Consider the following 20,719-nt stretch of genomic DNA (forward strand, 5'->3'; position numbering starts at 1 on the left):
CCTCGACATCGGATGTGGTGCCGGCCACACTAATGGCACCCAGCGCCACAAAGATAGGGTCGAGGCATGAGCAGTCGCGGTCGCCCGGTCGCGACCAGCCACGCGGAGATCGAGCGGGTGGCCTTCCGGCTGTTCGCCGAGCGCGGTTTCGACGACGTGACGATGGCCGACATCGCGGCCGGGGTCGGCGTCGGCCGGCGCACCCTGTTCCGCTACTTCGACTCGAAGAACGACATCCCGTGGGGCCAGTTCGACCGCACCCTGGACGGCTTCCGGGCGATCCTCGCGGAGATGCCCCGGGAGCTCCCCCTGCACGTGGCGGTGCACCGCGCCGTGCAGCGGTTCAACGAGTTCCCGCCCGACGCGCGACCGAGCCATCGGGAGCGGATGCGGCTGATCCTGGAGACCCCCGCCCTCCAGGCCCACTCCGTGCTCCGGTACGCCGCGTGGCGGGCCGTGATCGCCGAGCACGTCGCGGCCAGCCTCGGCCGCTCCCCGGACGACCTGCTGCCGCGCACGGTCGGCAACGTGTCCCTCGCGCTGGCCCTCTCGGCCTACGAGGGCTGGCTCGCGGACCCGGACGCCGACCTCGCCGTCCTGCTCGACGACGCGATGTCCGGGTTGCGCGACTACGTCGCCGACCCGCGAGCCTGAGGCCGTACCCTCAGCCGACCCGCTTGTGGGCCCGACCGCCGAAGTGCAGGTACGACGGAGCGGCCGACCCGTCGTCGGGGTTGAAGAAGACAGCGAGCAGCTCGCTGTCGGCGATCGGCAGCTTGAGCAGGAAGGAGTCGTCCACCGCCACCGGGACGAGCGGCAGCTCCTCCATCGGCGGGAGGTTCTGCATCTCGGCGGCGGCGTGCGAGGCCTTGATGCTCGCGACCAGGGAGCCGTCCGCGGCCGCGACGATGTCGAAGACCAGGCCGGAGCGCTGGTAGGTGCCGACGTAGCGGCACGGGTCGGGGACGACGGTCGACGCGAGGCGCTCGGGGTCCTGGCGCGGCTCGACGCCGAGCCGCTCCTGGAACAGCCAGCCGGCCAGCTCGCGGTACATCGACAGCGCGCTCTCCACGTTGGTCTGCAGGCAGAAGCCGAACCGCTGCTCGGGGGCGACCCGCATGAACGCGTTCTGGCCGAGCGAGTTGCCGTCGTGCCCGATCACCTGCACGTCACCGAAGCGGTCCAGGATCCAGCCCAGCCCCCAGGCCTCGCCGAGCACGGTGTCGTCGACCAGCCTGATCTGCGGCTCCTGGGCGGCGGCCACGATGTCGGCGGAGAGCAGGCGGGTGCCGTCCGCGGCCACGCCGCCGTCCAGGTGGAGCAGCGCGAACCGGAGCACGTCGCCGGCGCTGGCCACCAGGGAGGCGCCCATCGGCCCGCACGACCGGTAGAGCCCCCACGGGTCGCTGACCCGCAGGGCCTCGGGGTTCTCCGGGTCGGGCTCGTGGCCGACGGAGAGGGGGTGCGGGATCGCGTCCTCGGGGAAGACCACGGAGTGCTTCAGGCCGAGCGGGCCGAGCAGCCGGTCGCGCAGGGCCGTCTCGAAGACCGTATCCGCGACGACCTCGACCAGGCGGCCGAGGATCGAGAAGCCGCTGTTGCTGTAGCTCCAGATCTTGCCGGGCTCACAGATCTGCGGCAGGTCGACGATCTCCTTCATGTAGCGCGGGAGCGCGTCGTCGCCGCGGCCGGTGTCGATGAAGACGTCACCGTCGAAGCCGCTGGCGTGCCGCAGCAGGTCGCGCACGGTCACGGTGTCGCGGGCGTGCTCGTCGCGGACCTCGAAGTCGGGGAGGTAGGTCTTCACCGGACGGTCGAGATCGATCAGCCCCTCGTCGACGAGCATCAGCACCAGGGTGGCCGTGTAGAGCTTGCCGATGGACCCCGGCAGGAACAGCGCGTCGGTGGTGACCGGGCTGCCGGTGCGGATGCTGAGGACGCCCGCCGTCACCTCGGTGATCTCGTCGCCGTCGAGCACCGCGAGCTGGGCGCCGGGGACGTGGTGACTGTCGATGAGCTCTGCCAGCTTCTTCTCGAGCTCGGCCTGCGTGAACGACACGGTTCCTCCTGGGGGTGACCTACGGTGTAGGTAAGCGTTAACCTACGCCGTAGGTTTGTCAAGAGGCAGCGAGGGTGGAGATGGCACTGACGCGGGAGCGGATCCTCCGGACCGCGGTCCGGCTCGCCGATCGCGACGGCCCCGACGCGGTGACGCTCCGCAAGATCGCGGGCGAGCTGGGGGTCCACGTGACGTCCCTCTACAACCACGTCCCCACCCGCGACGCGGTGACGGACGGGATCGTCGAGCTGCTGCTCGACGAGGCCAAGCTGCCGACCGGCCCGGTGACGTGGGACGAGTGGGTACGGCGGTTCGTCGACGGGGTCGTCGGCATCGCGGCGACCCACCCCGGCGCCTTCCACGCGCTGCGGCAGCGCCCGGTGCAGGGTGCGCGGGCGACCGCGTCCTTCGAGATCGGGCTCGCGGCGTTCGCCGAGGCCGGCTTCAGTGCCGCGAACGGCTTCGCGGCGATCAAGGCCGCGTCGTACCTGGCGCTGATGATCGGGATGGAGCGCAGCATGGTCGCGCGGGGCGAGCTCCTCGAGACCCAGCTCGACGAGCTCCCGGCTGCGTCGTTCCCGCTCGTGCGCTCGGTCGCCAGCGACGTGACCGACTACGAGTACGTCTGGGCGTTCGGGGTGGAGACCCTCATCGCGGGACTTCGCGCTCAGCTGCCGGCGTGAGGTCGGCGGTGATGCTGCGCGCCTCCCGGATCGCGTAGGAGACGATCACCAGGGCGGCGAGGGGGTCGGCCCACCACCAGCCGAGAGCAGCATTCAGCACGAGGCCGACGAGCACCGCGACGGCCAGCAGCCCGTCCACGCTCGTCACCGATGCCTCGTGGGTGAGGACCGGGTTCCGAAGGGCGAGACCGGCCCGGCGCTTCCCGGCCGCGAGCGCGAACATCGCCAGTCCGGTGAGGGCGGTCCACGCGATGCCGGCCGGGCTGTGCTCCGGGCGCGAGCCGGACAGCAGGACGACCAGGCTCTGCACCGCCAGGTAGGCCGCCAGCGCGACGAACGCCGCCCTGATCAGGCCGAGGGCCCGCCGCTGCCGCTGCTCCCCCGTCCCCGACAGCTCCCAGAGGACGACCGCGCTGGCCCCGATCTCCACCAGCGAGTCGAGCCCGAAGCCGGCGAGCGCGACGGACCGGGCCTCGACGGCGGCCACCGCGAGCACGACGACACCGATGACGTTCCAGGCGAGGGTCGCACCCTCCAGCAGTCGGCCCCGGCGTAGCAGGACGCTCGCTGCCACGACTGCGCCGTCGGCTGGTTCGCTCACGCCTGCACCGTAGCCACCGGTCGCCCGCGCGGCCCCGTGCGTCCCGCGTCGGCCGACCACACGCTGGGTACGTCGGCGCGTACTCACGAAGGCGTCGACGCCCGCGACCTCCGGGTGGGGTGCGGACGCCGACGCCCGGTCGCCGCGTGGCTGCGGCTGCCGTCAGCTCTCGGTCGAGCCCGCCTCGCACTTGTCGAGGCGCGCCTGCGCACGGGCGACCCGCTGGGCCTGAGCCTTCTTGGCCTTCTGGTTCTTGTGGGTCGGGTGCTCGGCGAACTTCTGCTGGAGCGCGTCGTACTTCGCCTGCGCGCGGTCGACCTGGGCCTGCTGCTGGTCGCAGGAGCCGGCCGCGTCGTCGGCGACCGCCGGAGCGGCGGTGGTGCCGAGGGCGAGGACCGAGGTCAGCGCGGCAGCGGTCAGGCGGATCTTGCTCATAGGTGTTTTCCTCCCTGTCGTGTGGCTCCCCCGTCGACCCCCACCTGTCGCGAGCACGACCCAGCGTTACCTCGGGTCACCACCGGATTACTTGACCGGTACAGAAGTCAAGGCGTACTGTACCGGTCAAGAGAGTCCCGGAGGAGGAGCCATGACATTCGATCCCATCGCCGCCGACCTGGCCGTCCGGGCGGCTCGCGCCACCGCGGGCAGCGCCCGCCCCGACGCACCCGTCGTCCCCGACCGGGCGCCGCGCCCGCCCCGCCTGCGCACCACCCGGACCAGGTCGGCCGCCGTCCTGCACGCGGTCGCCCGGTGGGTGGAGCCCCAGCCCGCGGGGAGCCCGCGCCGCGCATGAGCGTGCCTATCCTTGGCCCTGCCATGGCCAAGGTGACCCTCCAGTCGATCGCGGACCGCGTCGGCGTCAGCCGGATGACGGTCTCCAACGCCTTCTCCCGGCCCGACCAGCTCTCCGCCGACCTGCGCGCGAAGATCCTGGCCGCGGCCGACGAGCTCGGGTACGTCGGGCCGGACCCGGCCGCGCGGGCGCTGGCCCGTGGCCGCACCGGCTCGGTGGGCCTGCTCATCAACGGCAGCCTGAGCGAGGCGTTCGAGGACGCCGTGTCGGCGGCGTTCCTCGCCTCGGTGTCCGACGAGCTGTCCGCGCGCGGCCTGGCACTGACGCTGCTGCCCGCGTCGTCGGACCAGCAGTTCGTGCCCGCGCGCGACGTGGCCGTGGACGGTGTCCTCGTCTACATCTGCGACCCGACCTCGCCCGACATCGCCTGGCTGGAGCGGCGCAACGTGCCGCTGGTCGTCGTCGACCACAACGTGCGCGAGGGGATCGCGTCGGTGAACGTCGACGACCGCGGCGGCGCCCGGCTCGCCGCCCAGCACCTGGTCGACCTCGGCCACCGCCGGGTCGGCATCGTGACGCTGGCCACCGAGCAGGACGAGCTCAACCACCCGGCCCGCGAGCGGATGCTCGGCTGGCGCGACGCGCTCGACGCGGCCGGTGTCGACCCGGCGGTCGTCGCGACGCCGTACCACCCGCCGACGCAGGCGTACGACGCGGCGCGGGCGCTGCTGGACCGGCCGGACCGGCCGACCGGCGTGGTCTGCTTCTCCGACGCGTTCGCCCTGGCGACCGTGCGGGCCGCGGAGTCCCTGGGGCTGCGCGTGCCCGAGGACCTCTCGGTGGTCGGCTTCGACGACAGCGTGCTCGCGGCCGCGAGCCGGCCGCCGCTGACGACCGTGCGCCAGGAGGTCCCGGCCAAGGGCGCCGCCGCCGTCGCGGCGATCGCCGCGGTGATGGCCGGCGGTCACCCGGAGCCGGTCGTGCTCCCGACCGGACTCGTGGTCCGGGAGAGCACCGCACCACCCGGCGCGTGAGCTACGTCGCGATGAAGAGGATCTCGTCGCGGCCGTACTCCATGCCGGGATGCGCGGCGGCGAGGTGCTGCTGGGTCAGCTCGACGAGCTCGTCCTCGTCCTGGGCCCTGATCACCTCACCGCAGGGGCAGGTCAGCCTGGTCTTCATGGACTCAGACTAGGACGTGTTCTAGCCCCGCTCGGCGTCGAGCGCGGCCGCGACCCGGCGGTGTGCCTCCCAGATCTCCTCGGGGAGGTTGTCGAACTGCTTGAGGTGCGCCTCGCGGAAGCCCATCTCCTGGCACCAGCGCTCGACGTCGATGGTCAGGATGACGTCGAGGTCCTCCTGGCTGATCTCCATGCCGTCGAGGCGCAGTTCCTCCGGCGTCGGCAGCACGCCGACCGGCGTCTGGCGACCGGTGACCTCGCCGGCCTTGAGCTGGACGAGCCAGAGCAGCGCGCGCAGGTTCTCGCGGTAGCCGGGCCAGCGGAAGTGGCCGTCGTCGGGATCGCGCTGGAACCAGTTGACGTGCGCGAAGATCGGCAGGTCGGACACCTGCCCGAGGATCCGCAGCCAGTGCGCCGCGTAGTCGCCCTCGCCGTACGCCATGAACGGGCGCATCGACATCGGGTCGTAGCGCAGCTGGCCGTCCACGCCCTCCGCTGCGAACGTCGCCTCGGCGCCGAGCGTGAGGCCGTCGTACACGCCCTCGGCCAGGTCGTGGATCGCGCGGACGAGCGGCTCGCGGTCGCTGGTGCGGCCGCCGAAGATGATCGCGTCGATCGGCACGCCCGCGGGGTCCTCGAAGTCGCGGGCGACGTTGGGGACGTTCGCGAGCGTCGTGGTGAAGCGGCTGTTCGGGTGCGCCCAGGGGGAGTCGTCGCCGGGCTCGCGCTCGGAGATCAGCTGGCCCTTCCAGTCGCGCCAGCCGGCGACCTCGGACGGCGGCTGCTTGGTCTTGCCCTCCCACCAGACCTCGTGGGTGTCGGCGTTGTACGCGACGTTGGTGAAGATCGCGCCGGAGCCCGGCCGGATCGAGTCGAGCGCGGTCGGGTTCGTCCTCTCGTTGGTGTCCTTGGCGACACCGAAGACGCCGTTCTCCGGGTTCATCCCGTAGAGCCGGCCGTCCTCGGGGTTGACCCACAGCCAGGTGATGTCGTCGCCGTAGAACTCGACGGTGTAGCGGTCACCGAGCGCGTCCGGCGCCAGCGTCATCGCGAGGTTGGTCTTGCCCGAGGCGCTCGGGAACCCCCCGCAGACGTGGTACTTCTTGCCGGTCTCGTTGTCCACGATGCCGAGCAGCATGAACTGCTCCGCGAGGAACTCCCGCGACGCCCAGCCGTCGTAGCAGGCCTGCCGCAGGCCGTGCGCGATCTTGCCGAGCAGCGCGTTGCCGCCGTACGACGAGCCGTAGTGCAGGATCGTCCGCTCGTCGGCGACCGTCACGAAGTAGCGCTGGTCGTCGGGCGTGCCCTGGCCGAGGTTCTCCAGGTCGCCGGTGACGTGCACCGCGCGCACGAAGCTGTCGGGGTCGGCCAGGCTGTCGACGTACTCCGCGCCCACACGCGCCATCCGGATCATGTGCAGCGCGACGGTCCGCGTGTCGGTGAGCTCGACGCCGGCGGCGTACGCCTCGAGCGGCGAGCCGGGCGGTGCCATCAGGTAGGGCACGACGTACATCGTCTTGCCCCGGGATGCGCCGCGCATCCGCTCGATCAGCATCGGCTTCATCTCCGAGGAGGGCCGCCAGTTGTTGTAGACGCCCTTGTCCGCGGGGTTGCTCGTCGCGACGATCGTGCGCTCCTCGGAGCGCGCGGTGTCCTTGAAGTAGCTGCGCGAGTAGTACAGGCCCTCGCCGGCCGGCTGCAGCTCGCCGACGTCCAGCGCCTCCTGCACGAGACGGGCGTCGTCGTCAGCGCTGACGACCTCGACCCGCTCCGCGCCGGTGATCTCGGCCCAGTGCGCGACGTACTCGCGCACCCTCGGATTCTTCAAGCCCGCCTCGTCGAGGACAGTCTCCACGTCGACCATGAACTGCACACCCTTCGGTCCGCTCGCCCGGTGCTCGCACCGTACCCAACATCGCGCACCGGTGCGCCTCCGGGGTAGGGACGGAAGTCCCGATCGCTGACACCGTCTGCAACGGCGCTCCCACGGTGCGGGTCACGCCGCCGGCCCGGGTCCATGACGAGCGTCACCCGGTCGAGCCACCACGGTCCGGGCTCAGCGCAGGCCGATGCGGTGCGAGCAGGTGGGCCAGGCGCCCCACCCCTGGTGGTGCTTGATCCGCTCGGCGACCCGGATCTGCTCGGCCCGGCTGGCCCGGCTGGGCAGCGAGGCGAGCTTGCCGCCGCCGTACCCGCGCCAGGTGCCGATGCTGATCTGCAGGCCGCCGTAGTAACCGTTGTGGGTGTTGATGTGCCAGTTGCCGCCCGACTCGCAGCGGGCGAGCCGGTCCCAGGTCCTGCCGCTCGCGGCGTGGGCGGGGGCGTCGAGGGCAAGGACGGGGACGAGGGTCGTGGCCGTGAGGGCAAGGGCCGACACGAGGGTGCGCATGCGCATGGAACAGCTCCTCCGTGCGCCTGCGAGGTGAGCTGTCGGGTTCGGGCTGGAGTTGCCCGGTCACGGCCGTCGTCCGGCACGTGGCTTCACCCCGAGGGCCGCGGTGCGGCCCGTGGAACCTGTGGGTCCCCCGCTCCTGTCCGAGCGTGTTCATCGATGACCACCCTCCGGCCGGACAGGACTCGGCGCGCTCGGAGGGTCACCCCGCGGTGGCAGGGCTCCTCGACGGTAGGCAGGCGGCCGGCCGCGGACCAACTCCGCGCCGGTGTGACTCACCGCACCTGCACGCCAGCAGGCGGTCGGCTCAGACGCCGCTCAGCTCCTGGGCGCGCTCGGGGTCGAGCTGCTCGATCCGCCTGCGGCCGAGGAGCAGCAGGCCCAGTCCGACCAGCACCAGCGGGATGCCGACAGCGAGACCGACGACCGGGACGGTGGTCTCGATCAGGGTCAGCAGCGAGAGGTTGTCGCGGGCGTCGTCGACGTTGGTCTGCACCTGGCCGGCGGTGAACGCGAGGTCCAGGTCCAGGACCGTGCCCACGCCGTCGGCGACGCGCTGCTGGTGGATGACCTGGTTGATGATCGCGCCGGTGCGCGGCTCGATGTAGTACTCGGTCGAGCTGGCGTAGCTGCCCGGGAGGTCCGCGACGACGTCCACGCCGTCGGCGTTCGCGACCGCACGGTAGACGTAGGTCTCGAGGCCGTCGATCTCCTCGGTGCCCTCGTACGTCGCGTCGACGGCGGCGCCGACCACGCCGTCCCAGACCGGGTAGGTCTTCTTCTCGGCACCGAACGGCCACTTGTTCTGCAGGCCCTCCTCGTGCAGCGCGTCCGCCGGCAGGTACTCCGGGTCGTCGACCGTGAGGCCGGTGTGCCGGTCCGCCGCGAACACGTCGGTCTCGGCGGAGATCAGCCGCGGGTCGTCGCCGTCCACGCAGCCGTCGATGCCGTCGGCGTCCCGGACCAGGCAGAGCGAGGTCGCGAACGCGACGACGTCCTCGTCGGAGGCGTCGGCGTCGGCCTTGTTCGTGCTCCACGCCAGGACCGGGGTCTTCTCGAGCTGGAGGTCGGCGTTCGGCACCTCCGCGGTACCGGAGAGGTACGTCGTGTTGTCGGTGTCCAGCGGGGTCCGCTCGATCTGGCCGGGCGCCCACGCCCGGGCCACGATGCCGGCGACCACGAGGAACACTCCGAGCCCGACCAGGACCAGGGCGACGATCTTGCGCATGCTTCTTCTTCCGTGTATCCGGACGGGGGCGGTCCGAGAGCGGGCAAGTCCACCACAGCCGGACCCGCGCCGGCACATCGGGCCGGCGTCCGAGCCGCCTGAACAGGATCGCCCGCGCGCCGCCGAGCCGCGCCGGGCGCAGGTCGTCACCGTCGGGCTCGCTCGTGGCCACCTCCACGTCGGCGGACCGCAGCCGGCCCTCGGGCCGCACCGTGACCTGTCGCCGGTGCGCAGCTTCCGCGCCCCTCCGGCGGAAGCCGGCAGGCCCAGCAGCTACGCCTGCGCCGGTGGCGCCAGACTCGCCGCGACCCCACGCAGGGCGCGGCGCGACCTGATCCCGAGCTTGGTGAAGATCTTTCCCAGGTGCCACTCGATCGTGCGCGTGCTGAGGTACAGCCGCTCACCGATCTCCTGGTTCGTGAGCCCTTCGGCGGCCAGCGTGGCGATCTGCTGCTCCTGGGCGGTGAGGTCGGTCCTGGACTCCTCCGTACGACGGCGCACCCTCTCCCCCGTGGCCAGCAGCTCGCGCCTGGCACGCTCGGCGAACGCCACCATCCCGATCGTGTCGAACATGGTGTACGCGGACCGGACCGCATCGCGAGCGTCCGACCGCCGGCCCTCCCGACGCAGCCACTCGCCGTAGAGGAGATGGGCGCGGGCCAGCTCGGGCCGCAGCTGGGTCCGCGCCAGCTGCTCGACCGCCGTCCGGTAGCAGCTCTCCGCCTCGTCACCCTCGCTGAGCAGGGCCCGGGACCGCGCTTCGACCCCCCACGCCCAAGCCGTCTCCGCCGCGGTTGCGGCGTCGGTCAGCCGGGCGAGCGCCTGTCTCGCGGCGTCGTCGTGGCCCGATCGCACTCCCGCCTCCACCAGCTCCGGGAGCGCCCAGGCGGAGAGGAACAACTCCGGCTGCTCCGCGCTTGCCTCCTCCGCGGCGACGAACGCCAGTTCGTAGCTGCCCACGCCGTTGAGGAGGACAGCCCTTGTCCATCGGGTGAACTGCAGCTCAAAGCCATGGCCGACCGCGCTCCCGTGCTCGTTGACGGTGTCGATGAGCGCCGTCGCCTCCTCCGTGCGACCGCGGAGAGCTTCGACCAGCATGGCGCCGTACGGCGCGATCCGGGTCCCGGTCGCCTCGACCACCGCGTCCACCTCCGCCTTGGCCGCGGCGGCACCGGCGAAGTCACCTCGCCAGGCAGCCACGATGGCCATGGTCGACACCAGGAGAGGGAGCCGGGCCAGCGCACCGGCGGCCCGCATGAGATCGACCTGGCGCTGCAGGATCCGCTGCAGGGCCTCCTCGTCCCAGAGCAGGGACGGCGGGTTGCCCATCATCCAGCCCCACCGCAGGCTGTCCTCGACCGAGAGGTCGGGCGAGGCGAAGATGTTCATGGCTCGTCGCAGCAGCGGCGCCGCGGCGACGCGCCCCTCGGTGATCGAGGTCGACAGACCCTCCAGGAGGATCCCGGCTGGTCCGGGATCCGCCACCTGTGGCAGTCGAGCCGCCGCCGTCGAGACGGCGAGCAGGCTGGTGTCCCCGCCCGGCTCTCCGGCGAAGACGGCGGCAGCCCAGGCCTCCAGGTAGGTCTCACGCGCCACCGTCGGGTCGAGCTCCTTCAGCTGTTCGGCGGCGGACATGAAGAGTCGGATCGAGTCACGGGGCCGGCCGGAGGCAAAGGCCAGCTGCCCACGCAGCAACAGCGCATGAGCGACCTGGTCGTCGTCGGTTGCCGCTGTCTCGACGATGGTCATCATCCGGGCCGCCAGGTCGAACTCCCCCGCGTGCACGCTGACCCGTGCGGCTGCCCGCGCGCGGCGAACGCGGAGCGACGGCTGCTCCGTCAGAGCGACGGAACGTTGGAGGAAGGCGGCAGCGGCCACGAGGCCACCGCGGGCCTGCGCACGCTGCGCCGAGAGCTCGAGCTCCTCGGCCACGGCCTCGTCCGGCCCCGTCGCAGCTGACGCCCGGTGCCACGCCCGGCGATCCGGGTCGACGAGCGGGTCGGTGACCTCAGCGATAGCGCGATGGACGCGACGTCTGTCCGCCATCGTCGCCCCTTGATAGACGGCTGAGCGCACGAGCGGATGCCGGAAGGTCACTCGGTCGTCGATCGTCAGAAGCGCCCTGAACTCGTCGGCCGATCCGGCACCGCCGTCGATGTCGAGCTCGTTCGCGGCCTGCCAGAGCAGCGCGGCGTCCCCCATGGGCTCGGCGGCCGCCACCAGCATCAGCAGGCGCGCCTGATCCGGCAGCTCCGCCGCGCGCGCGAGAAAGGTCTCCTCGAGGCGCCTCGACAGCGGCTCCCTCGCCCGAGCCGTGGTCCGCGCGGCCCGTCCGACCAGCTGCTCGGCCGCGGGCCCGCGAGGGAGCTCGAGCAGCGCGAGCGGGTTGCCCCGAGCCTCGGCCACGATCCGGTCCACGACGCGTCGGTCCAACGGCGCCGGGGTGATCGAGCCGAGCAGCACCCTGGCATCGGAGTCGCCCAACCCGGCGACCTCCATCTGCGGGAGCCCCTCCAGCACCGGCAGCTCGGCACCGGGCGCCCGTGTCACGAAGACCATCAGGATCGACTCGGCGCGCAGCCTCCGCGCGACGAAGCCGAGCACCTGAGCCGAGGCCCGGTCGAGCCACTGGGCGTCCTCGACGAGGCAGATGCACGGTCGTTCGGAGGCGGCGTCGGCGAGGAGGCTCAACACCGCCAACCCGACGAGGAACTGGTCGGGCGCCGGCCCGGCGCGGTGGCCGAAGATCGTCTCCAGTGCCGTCCGTTGCGGTGTCGGCAGGTCCGGCAGCCCGTCCAGCAGCGGGGCGCAGAGCTGGTGCAGCGCGGCGAAGGCCAGCTCCATCTCGGACTCGACCCCCTGTGCCCGCAGCTGGCGGGTGCCGGTGGACGACTCCACCACGTGCTCGAGCAGCGCCGTCTTGCCGACCCCGGCGTCACCTCGGACGACGAGGACCCGGCTCTCGCCCTGGTGCACGGCGGACAGCAGGGCGCCCAGCGCCGACCGTTCCTGCTCGCGGCCGAGGAGCACGGAGGTCACATCGGCCCCAGGCGAGGCCCTCGTTGCCGTCGGGGGGCGTCGAGCCCGGCGCGTTCGCTCCCCCGGTCGAGCAGCCCCGACCCTGGAGAGGCTGCCTCGTGCACGTCTGCGTCCACGGCCTTCCGCCCTCTCCCTTGCGAGGTCATCACAGGGTGGCCGGCGACCCGGCGGCTCCGTGAGCAGGTTGCACCCGATGCTACGGCGAACTCCCGTCCCTTGACAGGGCGACCGTGCCCCGCCCGGGATGGTCGCCTCCATGACCGTGCTGTCCGACCACCAGTACGGCAGGTCGGCTGGGGCCCGGCTTTGCTCGAAAGGTTCGCTCAGGGTGTCGGGTCGATGCTCCCGATGCTTGCGGTGGGCGACGCGACTGCCGGCTTCAGAGAGTGATCCTGCCGGGAATGCGCTCGGTGACCTCCTGGAGGACCCACGTGTTGCCGTCCGGGTCGGAGAACGCCGCCTGGCTGACGTACGAGCGACCCTCCGGATCGCGCCCGGGCTCGGGCTGTCCACCCGGTGCAGCGTGGAAGACGTCGCTGATCTCGATGCCGCGACTCCCGATCTCGGCGTGGGCGGCCTCGATGTCGTCGACGATCAACAGCAGACCCTCCAGCGGAGGACCCGCGGGCGGGCCGAACTGGACCGAGGCCGGGGAGCCGGGCGGAGTGAACTGCACACCGCGCACCTGCTCGGTGAACTGGAGATCGATGTCGAGCTGCCACCCCAGGCGCTGGTAGAAGTCCTTCGCCCGGTCGAAGTCGGTGATCGGGATGCGGGTCACTTCGAACTTCATGGGCACTCGCGCCAGGTCCTGCCCTTGGGGCGGCGAAGGAATGCTGGTGACGGTCATGACGGCTCCTTCTGCGTACTGATGGTTGTGAGGATGTCGAGATGTCGCGCTCGTGTCGCGAGGGTGGGCCTCTCCAGGGCGTTGACCCGGCGGGCTGGGTGGACGACCCGACAGCTGTGCCGCCAGATCGGCGGCGATCGGACGGCTCCTGCCGGCCGTGAGCGTCAGTTCAAGACGTTCGCGCTCCAGAGCTGGTTGCGGCAGACGTGGTCCGGGTTCCCCCTCAGACGCTTGATCTTGATCTGCGGCACCCTCTTGTGCGCCGGGTTACCGACCAGCGTCATCGCGAACGGGTGTCTGAAGTTGGTCGTGTTGCCCATGACGATGGGGAAGTACAGCGGAGCGGTGGACGGCGAGTCGGTGACGTCGAGGATGAAGACCGTCGATCCTGGGGTGTCGCACGGCTGCAAGGTGAGGCCCGAGTTCTGGTGGGGCTTCCCCGGCAGGCCTGAGCAAAGACCAGTGGGTACACCGTTGGGCGCGTACTCCAGCTGGACCGCGTCCAAGGGGCCGTAGTGCTCATTGATGGCGGCGGAGACCATGCCGATCTCGTAGAAGGACGTCACGGTCCCGGCGGCACTCACAATGATGTCGCCGGCGGGGTCGGTCGTGCTCGGCGGCGCCAGGATCGCTGGGGTACCCACGGCCGCGGTGCCGCGATACACGGTCTCGACGAATCGAGGGTCGGTCGGGGAGCCGTACCTGGCGCTGAAGACCTGGATGCAGTGCGGCGCGCACCCGGGCGTCGCGGCGTTCGCTGGGACCGCTGCCAGTGCGCCTGCAGCGCAGAGGACTCCTCCCATCGCCCCCAACGTCAGCTTGTTCTTCGTCGACATGCCAGTTGTGGTCCACATACCAGATCCCTCCGGGTCTGAAATCTGCGAGAAGCAGGGCTTCCCTCGATCATCTGCGAGAACCCTCTTGCTCGACCCCGGGCATACCCGGGTCTGAGCCCGGGTCCTAGGGACATGACCGAGTCGCGCGGGTGACGAGACGCCGACGCCGTGCGCACCCGGATCAACGGGGGGTTCAGCCAGCGGCCGTCGCCACCCGATGGTCGGCGTACAACTCGTGGACAGGCCTCGAGCCGGCGGCGCCGGTGACTTCCCACGTGCTGTCAAACCGCTTCCTCCGCCATAGGGGTAGCCGCTAGCAGGCGTGGGGGAAGGTCGTGCCGCGCCATCAGAGGAGGTGCGGCTGCGCTGCTCTCCCACCGCGTCGTGGGAGCTGAGCTCGACAGAAACCCAGGGGATACCCGGGCGCGACAAGCCACCAACGGCCAGGAGACTTGAGTGACCGAGAAGACAACCGACGGCAAGTGGCAAACGTGGACAGCGTGGGAGTGGCCGCTCGTCACCCAGCAAGCACGCCAAGGGTTGGTCGGCTGGACGACTGGTCATCGCGACAGCGGTGGGTGGTGGTGGGACAACGGGACGGGCGGAAGCTCCCTGGCGCTCAGCGTGGCCGGGGGCGGGGCACTCCTTCATCCTCGACGCCGTCGGGCCGGTTGCCGCACAGGCGCACACGCACACACATCCACCGAGCCCTGTCTTGTGCCGGGTTCAGAAGGAGGCAATGGATGACGTACATGGGAGAGTCCTACTACCCGTGGTGGCTCGACAACCTGGCCGATGACGTCACCGGGGAAGGGGCCGCCATCCAGGGCACCCTCGAAGGCGCCGACTCGGTCCGCACCCTCGTGCTCGACGCTCGCCAGCTCTATGAGAACCAGACCTTCAGCTATGTGGGCGACTACGGCGACAACGGGTTCATCGAGGAGTACACGTGCCGCATCCACGGCGAACCCACCCGCGTCGTCGTCACGGTGGCACGCAATGTCAAGGGGCAGGCGCAGCACCTCGTGGTGAACCACCGACCCCGCAGCTCGGTGTTGCTCTTCGCCACGCTGATGGGAGAGAAGTACGCGGGCACCGAGCTCGCCCCGTACTTCGCCAGCGAACCCGCACCGCCCGTGGCGACCACTGCAGATTCCTAGGAGACCTCGCTTCTCTGCTCCGCACCCACTCGCGCTCGGAGGGCAGCCCACGTGAACGTTTGCTGGCCCCTACTCGCGGACCATTGAGACCGCGCTGCACCTCGACGCCACCCCTCGCTCGGTGGGCCGAACGAACGCTGGGACAGACCTTGGTAGGAGCGGATTCACGTGACACACGTCAGCGTTATCGGAACCGGCAGCATGGGGCAGGCCATCGCGGGCCTCGTAACCCGAGGGGGCAACACCGTCGAGCTCTTCGACCGCAGCAACGCCGGGACGCCGGTCACAGGCGACATCGTCGTCCTGGCTGTACCCCACTCCGCGGTTGCAGAGATCATCATCGAACGCCGCCGCGAGCTGGCCGGCAAGGTGGTCGTCGACATCACCAACCCACTGGACTTCACAACTCTCGACCGGCTCACCGTTGCCCCCGACACCTCGGCGACCGCGGAGATCGCCCGCGAACTTCCCGAATCGCGCGTGGTCAAGGCATTCAATACCAACTTCTCAGCCACGCTGACCGCCGGAACGGTCGGCTCGCACCCGACCACTGTGCTGATCGCCGGCGACGACGTGCAGGCCAAGTCGTTGGTCGCTGCGATCGTCGCGGACGCCGGACTGCCAGCGGTCGATGCCGGGTCCCTTGCGCGCGTCCGAGATCTCGAGGCACTGGGCCTCCTCCAGATCACCCTGGCCGCGGCCGACAGGATTTCGTGGAGCGGTGGGTTCGCCTTCGTTCCCTGACACCCGCATCCGTCCTTCGCGCCAGCGCTGGCGAGTGGGGTCCGGTTCGTGTTCGCCGAAGCCGCGGAGCCGCGCCGAGTTGTCGCTGACCTGGCGCCAGCGGCTACGGCGCGGCAACGATGCGACGTCGCGGATCAGCCCACACCAGGGAAACTACGGGCGCGAGCGAATGCCGTCGACGCCATGGTGGTGTCGGCGGCCACCCCATCCATCCAAACCTTCGGCGGCAACCGATCAGGAGGAGGACGCCCATGCGTTCCGACGTTCATCCCGGCAGCACCTTCCCTGATTTCGCTCTGCCCGACCACACCAGCACCGTCCGCACGCTGAGTGAGCTGCAGGGATCCGATCCCCTGATCCTGACACTCGCGCGTGGTCATTACTGCCCAAAAGAGCACCAGCAGCACCTTGAACTGGCCGCCTTCCAATCAAAGCTCGCAGTCGCCTACACGGGGATCGTCACGATCTCCACAGACGAGCACTACTCGCTCCTGGAGTTCCGCGCCTCTGTCGGGGCCCAGTGGACATTTCTGTCCGATCCGGGTCGCATCGTCCAGAAGGATCTCGACATCCAGGAGTACACCGACCCGAAGAACGACCCGATGATCCCGCACACCCTGGTTCTGAAACCGGGGCTGATCGTCCACAGCATCTACAACGGCTACTGGTTCTGGGGGCGGCCGTCACTTGCCGACCTCTGGCGCGACCTGCGGGCCGCGACAATGGAGGTCCGCCCGGATTGGGATCTGGCCGCGCCTGGCCTACGCGAGGCATGGGACTCAGGCGACGCTGCACCATTTCACGGTTGGGACAAGCGCGAGCGATCGCTCGCGTCCGCCGAATGAACACCCTCATCTCGCGCACAGTCGCAACACCTGGACCAAGGACGTGTCCCACGGTCGGGCGACCTGAGACCCCCGCCAACGTGTCCTGAAGGCTGGAGGTCAGGTAAGGGCGAAGGACGTTCAGATGGGTAGGTATTCGAGGGTTGAGACGCAGGTCGTGACCGCCGAGAATGACGTCCGCTACGCGTATCGGACTCTGGACGTTCATCGCGCGGCGATGCCGCTGGTCCTGCTGCAACACTTCCGCGGCAACCTGGACAACTGGGACCCGGCGCTCATCGATGCGCTGGCAACCGGTCGTCCGGTGATCGCGTTCGACAACACCGGCGTCGGAGCGACCAGCGGTCGCACGCCCAGCACGATCGCCGCCATGGCCGAGGACGCCATCGAGTTCGTCGACGCACTCGGACTCGACCAGGTCAACCTGCTGGGTTTCTCCATCGGCAGCTTCGTCGCCCAGGAGGTTGCGCTGCATCGGCCGGACATGGTCAACCGGCTCGTGCTCGCGTCCGGCGCACCGCGCGGCGCTCCAGGCATCCACGGGTGGCGTGCAGACGTCATCGATGCCGTGGGCGGGCGGGAGCCCTCTCCCGAGGGCTACCTGCAAACGTTCTTTCCCGGGACCCCGGCAGGACTCGAGGCGGGTCGGGCTCTCCTGGGTCGGATCTACGGGGAGCGACGCGAGGGACGTGACGATCCCACGGGTTGGCAGACGCGCCAGGCCCAGTACGACGCCGTCACCGAATGGGGCGTTCCGAACCACGCCATGCTCGAGCGGCTGCAGGGGATCCGACACCCCGTCTTCGTAGCCAACGGTGACAGCGACACGATGATCCCGGCTCGGTACTCCTACCTGCTGGCTGGACTGCTCCCGGACGCTCGGATCAAGATCTACCCCGACGCCGCCCACGGGTTCCTCTTCCACCATCACACGGAGTTCGCGGACGACGTGAACGACTTCCTATCACTGTAAAGACGATCGACGCATCAACCTCCGCGTCCTCCGACCACGGACGCCGGCATTCATCGAGCGCGCTGCTCGGACAGGTGACATCTGACCTATCTCATGTGTCGGCGCCCGGAGGACGTGCGGCCGACGACCACGGTGCTCAGTCCAGACGACCGCATCATGAGGATGAGCGTCATGTGCGTGAGCCAGAGAGTCGTAGACCGACGGGAACGCACGTGGAAACGTGTTGGTCATCGCCAAGCAACTTCGAACAGGTGGGATAGCGGGGCTCGGGATTCGCTCGGTTTCCAGGCGATGCGGTGCGCGTGCGCGTGGAGACGCCAACGTCAGGCCGGGCTCAAGATGATCGAACGGTGACAAGCAAAGCTCGACAAGCCACGTACAACACAAGGACCACAAGCACCGCGCCGGCCTCGGGAACGAGGAACGCGCAGCGCTTCGGGTCGCTTCCTTTCGGCCATCCTCGCCAGACTTCCGCACGCACGCCTGGAGGCGGACGTGAACGGCACCACGAATCACCTATCGACCAGCCAGCGTCCGCTGCGCGGGCGGCGCAGGGAATGCGAGATCTTGTGCCAGCTGATCTACGCCGCCCACGCCGGACGCGGCGGGGTGCTGATGGTTCGCGGAGAGCGCGGGATCGGCAAGTCAGCCCTGATGGACTACCTGGCCGACGCCGCCTCGGGATGGCGAGCCCTGCGAATCGCAGGCGTCCAGTCCGAGATGGATCTGCCGTTCGCTGGATTACAGCAGTTGTGCGGTCCCCTCTTGGACGGGCTATCGGGGCTACCGAGACCGCAGTCCGACGCGATCGGAACCGCACTCGGGTTGCGCGCAGGCGCCTCCCCTGATGCATTTCTCGTCGGTCTTGGTCTGCTCAACCTGCTGACGGACGGCGCCACCAAGCAGCCCATGCTCTGCTTGATCGATGACGCACAGTGGCTGGACGAGCCCTCAGCAGAGGCCCTGGTCTTCGTGGCCCGCCGGTTGGCGGCCGAGGCGGTCGTTCTGATCTTTGCAGCCAGAACGACCGACGACACGAGATGGGCGGGTTTGCCGCAATTGACGCTCCAGGGCGTCGACGAGACCGAGGCGCAAGCGATCCTCGCGTCGGCTCTGCCAGGTCCCCTGGACCTGCGCGTGCGTACTCGGATCTTGGCCGAGGCGCGTGGGAACCCACTGACGCTGCTCGACCTGCCGCGGTCTCTGTCGGCGACGGAGCTGATGTTCGGTGCGAACGACACGGGCACGATGACGATGACGAGCCCCCTCGAGAAGAGCTTTCTGCACCAGCTCGAACCCCTGCATGAGCAGGCTGGTCGCCTGCTGCTCGCTGCGGCCGCTGAACCCCTCGGCGACATCGGGCTCCTGTGGCTCGCGTGCGAAAGGCTCGGCGTCGGCATGGACGCGGCCAGAACGGCCGAAGCGACTGGTCTGATCGAGCTGCGTGAACGGGTGCGCTTCAAGCACCCGATGCTGCGCTCGGTCGTCTACCGATCCTCGCCGCCGCGGGAGCGTCAGGCGGTGCACAGCGCTCTCGCGGATGTCACGGATCCAGAGGTGGACCCAGACCGACAGGCGTGGCATCGCGCCCACGCGGCTGCCGGACCCGACGAGGAGGTTGCAACCGCCTTGGAGGCCTCCGCGCACCGAGCGCTCGCACTAGGCGGGTTCGTCGCCGCAGCCGCCTTGATGGAGTGGGCGGTGCAATTGACGCCAGACGCGGCGCAGCGTGGCCGGCGCGAGCTCAGTGCCGCGGAAACGATGCTGCACGCTGGCGCGTTCGGCGGCGCGCTGCGCATGCTGGCCGCGGCGGACCTGGCTCCACTCAGCGCACTCCAACGTGCGCGGGCAGATCTGCTCCGCGCCCGGATCGGCTTCGCGGCGAACGGCGGCAACGAAGCCCTGCCTGTGCTCCTCACCGCCGCGCGCCGGTTGGAACCGCTCGACGTGGGACTGGCACTGGACGGTTATGTGGACGCGATGACCGCTGCGGTGTTCGCGGGCCGCCTGACATCCGGGCCTCCGGCGGTCGCTGTCGCCGAGGCGACCCTCAGCGCGCCGGTCCCCACCCCGCCACGACGTGGGGACGTGCTCCTCCGAGGGTTGGCCCTCCTGGTCACCGACGGTTATCCCGCCGCAGTGCCGTCGCTCAAGGAGGCTGTCCATGCGTACGACACCGATGCGGGGTCGACGGAAGAGGGGCTGAGGTCGTTGTGGTTGGCCACGCTCGCGGCGTCGGTTCTGTGGGACCACCGAGGTTGGGAGAAGCTAGGAAGTCGGCACGTGAAGCTCGCGCGGGACTACGGCGCACTCAACTCGCTACCGCTTGCTCTAGATACCCGCGTGTTCGTCGACCTGTTCGCCGGTGATCTGGACGCCGCGTCGGCCTTGGTCGAGGAGATCCGAACGGTTACCGAGGTGTCGGGGACTGCAGTCACAAGCTACGGCGCCATCGGCCTGGCCGCCTTCAGGGGGCACGTGGATGAAGCAGCACCATTGATCGCGATCGCCATGGAGAACATAGCTGCGCGCGACGAGGGCATCGGCGTGGCGCTCACGCACTGGGCGCAGGCGTTGTTGTGCAACGCGGTCGGCCGCTACTCGTCTGCCTTCGAGGCTGCCCGTGTCGCTGCCGCCTGCCCGCAGGAAGTCGGTGTGTCGAACTGGGGACTGATCGAGCTCGTCGAAGCGGCGGCGCGCTCCGGGCAATCTGCGGCAGGGGACGCCGCTCTCGAGGAATTGTCCGCGATGACCCGATCCGCCGGCACGGACTGGGCGCTTGGAGTCCAGGCACGCTCAGAGGCACTGCTTCGTGTCGGGGACCAGGCCGAGCCCCTGTACCGAGAGGCGGTCGAGCGACTCCAGAAGACCCCGGTGGCCGTCGAACTTGCCCGCGCCGAACTCGTGTTCGGCGAGTGGCTGCGTCGTGCCGGTCGCCGGGTCGAGGCACGTGAGCAGTTGCGGACGGCCCACGCTGCGCTGACGGCTATGGGCATGGACGCATTCGCCGAGCGCGCACGCCGTGAGCTCGCGGCGACCGGGGCGACCGTGCGCAAGCGGACGGATGACTCTCGACGGGACCTCACTGCGCAGGAGCTTCAAATCGCCCGCTTGGCAGCGGACGGCCTCACCAACGCCGAGATCGGCGCGGAACTGTTCATCAGCCCTCGCACTGTCGAATGGCATCTGGGAAGAGTGTTCACGAAGCTCGAGATCACCGGTCGCTCGCGGTTGCTCAAGGCCCTACCCACCACCGTCTCCTGAGGCGGTCTCCGGCTGTCGATAGACGACGACGAAGATGATCGAGGTGGGGCGCCCGATCGCGCCGGCCCGCC

The 20,719-nt window shown here is 70.1% G+C and carries 19 protein-coding genes and 1 riboswitch; of the genes, 9 read left to right on the forward strand and 10 right to left on the reverse strand.

Going from position 1 to position 20,719, the window contains the following annotated elements; translation table 11 throughout:
- The first annotated feature begins 66 nt into the window (after nucleotides 1–66).
- Nucleotides 67–654 carry a mycofactocin system transcriptional regulator gene (gene mftR / locus ACVW2K_RS02615; protein ID WP_457201427.1) on the forward strand — a complete coding sequence of 196 codons (588 nt, stop codon included), beginning with the start codon at nucleotides 67–69 and terminating at the stop codon, nucleotides 652–654.
- Nucleotides 655–664: 10 nt separating this feature from the next.
- Here the strand turns inward: mftR and ACVW2K_RS02620 are convergent, their stop codons facing one another.
- Nucleotides 665–2,059, reverse strand: a complete 1,395-nt coding sequence (locus ACVW2K_RS02620) for a serine hydrolase domain-containing protein (protein ID WP_457201428.1) — start codon at nucleotides 2,057–2,059, stop codon at nucleotides 665–667.
- A gap of 80 nt (nucleotides 2,060–2,139) precedes the next feature.
- Between ACVW2K_RS02620 and ACVW2K_RS02625 the strand changes: the two genes are divergently transcribed.
- A complete protein-coding gene (locus ACVW2K_RS02625; RefSeq protein ID WP_457201429.1) occupies nucleotides 2,140–2,742 on the forward strand; it encodes a TetR family transcriptional regulator in 603 nt (200 codons plus the stop codon).
- Here the strand turns inward: ACVW2K_RS02625 and ACVW2K_RS02630 are convergent.
- Together ACVW2K_RS02630 and ACVW2K_RS02635 are read right to left on the reverse strand one after the other, a co-directional pair.
- Complete coding sequence (locus ACVW2K_RS02630; RefSeq protein ID WP_457201430.1) at nucleotides 2,708–3,343, reverse strand: cation transporter; 636 nt, start codon at nucleotides 3,341–3,343, stop codon at nucleotides 2,708–2,710. The genes ACVW2K_RS02625 and ACVW2K_RS02630 overlap by 35 nt on opposite strands.
- Before the next feature lie 162 nt (nucleotides 3,344–3,505).
- On the reverse strand, nucleotides 3,506–3,778 hold the full coding sequence (locus tag ACVW2K_RS02635; RefSeq protein ID WP_457201431.1) for a hypothetical protein: 273 nt from the start codon (nucleotides 3,776–3,778) through the stop codon (nucleotides 3,506–3,508).
- A 151-nt stretch (nucleotides 3,779–3,929) separates the two neighbouring features.
- Between ACVW2K_RS02635 and ACVW2K_RS02640 the strand changes: the two genes are divergently transcribed.
- Together ACVW2K_RS02640 and ACVW2K_RS02645 are read left to right on the forward strand one after the other, a co-directional pair.
- Nucleotides 3,930–4,136 (forward strand): hypothetical protein, encoded by a 207-nt coding sequence (locus ACVW2K_RS02640; protein ID WP_028638537.1) that lies wholly within the window; start codon nucleotides 3,930–3,932, stop codon nucleotides 4,134–4,136.
- A 23-nt stretch (nucleotides 4,137–4,159) separates the two neighbouring features.
- Entirely contained in the window at nucleotides 4,160–5,170 is a 1,011-nt protein-coding gene (locus ACVW2K_RS02645; protein WP_457201432.1) for a LacI family DNA-binding transcriptional regulator, read from the forward strand.
- Between the two features lies 1 nt (nucleotide 5,171).
- Here the strand turns inward: ACVW2K_RS02645 and ACVW2K_RS02650 are convergent, their stop codons facing one another.
- The 7 genes from ACVW2K_RS02650 to ACVW2K_RS02680 form a co-directional block, all read right to left on the reverse strand.
- Nucleotides 5,172–5,318, reverse strand: a complete 147-nt coding sequence (locus tag ACVW2K_RS02650; protein WP_081790576.1) for a DUF1059 domain-containing protein — start codon at nucleotides 5,316–5,318, stop codon at nucleotides 5,172–5,174.
- 21 nt (nucleotides 5,319–5,339) lie between these two features.
- Nucleotides 5,340–7,181 carry a phosphoenolpyruvate carboxykinase (GTP) gene (locus tag ACVW2K_RS02655; protein WP_457201433.1) on the reverse strand — a complete coding sequence of 614 codons (1,842 nt, stop codon included), beginning with the start codon at nucleotides 7,179–7,181 and terminating at the stop codon, nucleotides 5,340–5,342.
- A 192-nt stretch (nucleotides 7,182–7,373) separates the two neighbouring features.
- Nucleotides 7,374–7,712, reverse strand: a complete 339-nt coding sequence (locus tag ACVW2K_RS02660) for a transglycosylase family protein (RefSeq protein ID WP_028638534.1) — start codon at nucleotides 7,710–7,712, stop codon at nucleotides 7,374–7,376.
- A 2-nt stretch (nucleotides 7,713–7,714) separates the two neighbouring features.
- Nucleotides 7,715–7,869: riboswitch (cyclic di-AMP (ydaO/yuaA leader) on the reverse strand.
- A 147-nt stretch (nucleotides 7,870–8,016) separates the two neighbouring features.
- Nucleotides 8,017–8,937: a DUF3068 domain-containing protein gene (locus tag ACVW2K_RS02665; RefSeq protein WP_457201434.1), complete on the reverse strand. Its 921-nt coding sequence runs from the start codon at nucleotides 8,935–8,937 to the stop codon at nucleotides 8,017–8,019.
- A gap of 273 nt (nucleotides 8,938–9,210) precedes the next feature.
- A complete protein-coding gene (locus ACVW2K_RS02670; protein ID WP_457201435.1) occupies nucleotides 9,211–11,976 on the reverse strand; it encodes an ATP-binding protein in 2,766 nt (921 codons plus the stop codon).
- A 379-nt stretch (nucleotides 11,977–12,355) separates the two neighbouring features.
- Entirely contained in the window at nucleotides 12,356–12,769 is a 414-nt protein-coding gene (locus ACVW2K_RS02675; protein WP_457201436.1) for a VOC family protein, read from the reverse strand.
- Between the two features lie 221 nt (nucleotides 12,770–12,990).
- On the reverse strand, nucleotides 12,991–13,662 hold the full coding sequence (locus ACVW2K_RS02680) for a hypothetical protein (protein ID WP_457201437.1): 672 nt from the start codon (nucleotides 13,660–13,662) through the stop codon (nucleotides 12,991–12,993).
- A gap of 752 nt (nucleotides 13,663–14,414) precedes the next feature.
- On the opposite strand from ACVW2K_RS02680, the gene ACVW2K_RS02685 reads away from it, so the two are divergent.
- From ACVW2K_RS02685 to ACVW2K_RS02705, 5 genes are all read left to right on the forward strand, one after another.
- On the forward strand, nucleotides 14,415–14,822 hold the full coding sequence (locus tag ACVW2K_RS02685; protein WP_457201438.1) for a hypothetical protein: 408 nt from the start codon (nucleotides 14,415–14,417) through the stop codon (nucleotides 14,820–14,822).
- 168 nt (nucleotides 14,823–14,990) lie between these two features.
- Entirely contained in the window at nucleotides 14,991–15,566 is a 576-nt protein-coding gene (locus ACVW2K_RS02690; RefSeq protein ID WP_457201439.1) for an NADPH-dependent F420 reductase, read from the forward strand.
- Between the two features lie 251 nt (nucleotides 15,567–15,817).
- The gene (locus ACVW2K_RS02695) at nucleotides 15,818–16,411 is read left to right on the forward strand and encodes a peroxiredoxin family protein (RefSeq protein ID WP_457201440.1); all 594 of its coding nucleotides are present in this window, start codon (nucleotides 15,818–15,820) and stop codon (nucleotides 16,409–16,411) included.
- Nucleotides 16,412–16,568: 157 nt separating this feature from the next.
- The gene (locus ACVW2K_RS02700; RefSeq protein WP_457201441.1) at nucleotides 16,569–17,384 is read left to right on the forward strand and encodes an alpha/beta fold hydrolase; all 816 of its coding nucleotides are present in this window, start codon (nucleotides 16,569–16,571) and stop codon (nucleotides 17,382–17,384) included.
- A gap of 495 nt (nucleotides 17,385–17,879) precedes the next feature.
- Nucleotides 17,880–20,648, forward strand: a complete 2,769-nt coding sequence (locus tag ACVW2K_RS02705; RefSeq protein WP_457201442.1) for an AAA family ATPase — start codon at nucleotides 17,880–17,882, stop codon at nucleotides 20,646–20,648.
- Nucleotides 20,649–20,719: the final 71 nt, after the last annotated feature.

It is taken from the genome of Nocardioides sp. HB32 (assembly GCF_054058995.1).

Coding starts and splice junctions, on each gene's coding strand:
- ACVW2K_RS02645 (WP_457201432.1), top strand. CDS start 4,160: ATGGCCAAGGTGACCCTCCAGTCGATCGCGGACCGCGTCGGCGTCAGC.
- ACVW2K_RS02635 (WP_457201431.1), bottom strand. CDS start 3,778: ATGAGCAAGATCCGCCTGACCGCTGCCGCGCTGACCTCGGTCCTCGCC.
- ACVW2K_RS02640 (WP_028638537.1), top strand. CDS start 3,930: ATGACATTCGATCCCATCGCCGCCGACCTGGCCGTCCGGGCGGCTCGC.
- ACVW2K_RS02695 (WP_457201440.1), top strand. CDS start 15,818: ATGCGTTCCGACGTTCATCCCGGCAGCACCTTCCCTGATTTCGCTCTG.
- ACVW2K_RS02655 (WP_457201433.1), bottom strand. CDS start 7,181: ATGGTCGACGTGGAGACTGTCCTCGACGAGGCGGGCTTGAAGAATCCG.
- ACVW2K_RS02660 (WP_028638534.1), bottom strand. CDS start 7,712: ATGCGCATGCGCACCCTCGTGTCGGCCCTTGCCCTCACGGCCACGACC.
- ACVW2K_RS02625 (WP_457201429.1), top strand. CDS start 2,140: ATGGCACTGACGCGGGAGCGGATCCTCCGGACCGCGGTCCGGCTCGCC.
- mftR (WP_457201427.1), top strand. CDS start 67: ATGAGCAGTCGCGGTCGCCCGGTCGCGACCAGCCACGCGGAGATCGAG.
- ACVW2K_RS02685 (WP_457201438.1), top strand. CDS start 14,415: ATGGGAGAGTCCTACTACCCGTGGTGGCTCGACAACCTGGCCGATGAC.
- ACVW2K_RS02665 (WP_457201434.1), bottom strand. CDS start 8,937: ATGCGCAAGATCGTCGCCCTGGTCCTGGTCGGGCTCGGAGTGTTCCTC.
- ACVW2K_RS02680 (WP_457201437.1), bottom strand. CDS start 13,662: ATGTCGACGAAGAACAAGCTGACGTTGGGGGCGATGGGAGGAGTCCTC.
- ACVW2K_RS02650 (WP_081790576.1), bottom strand. CDS start 5,318: ATGAAGACCAGGCTGACCTGCCCCTGCGGTGAGGTGATCAGGGCCCAG.
- ACVW2K_RS02675 (WP_457201436.1), bottom strand. CDS start 12,769: ATGAAGTTCGAAGTGACCCGCATCCCGATCACCGACTTCGACCGGGCG.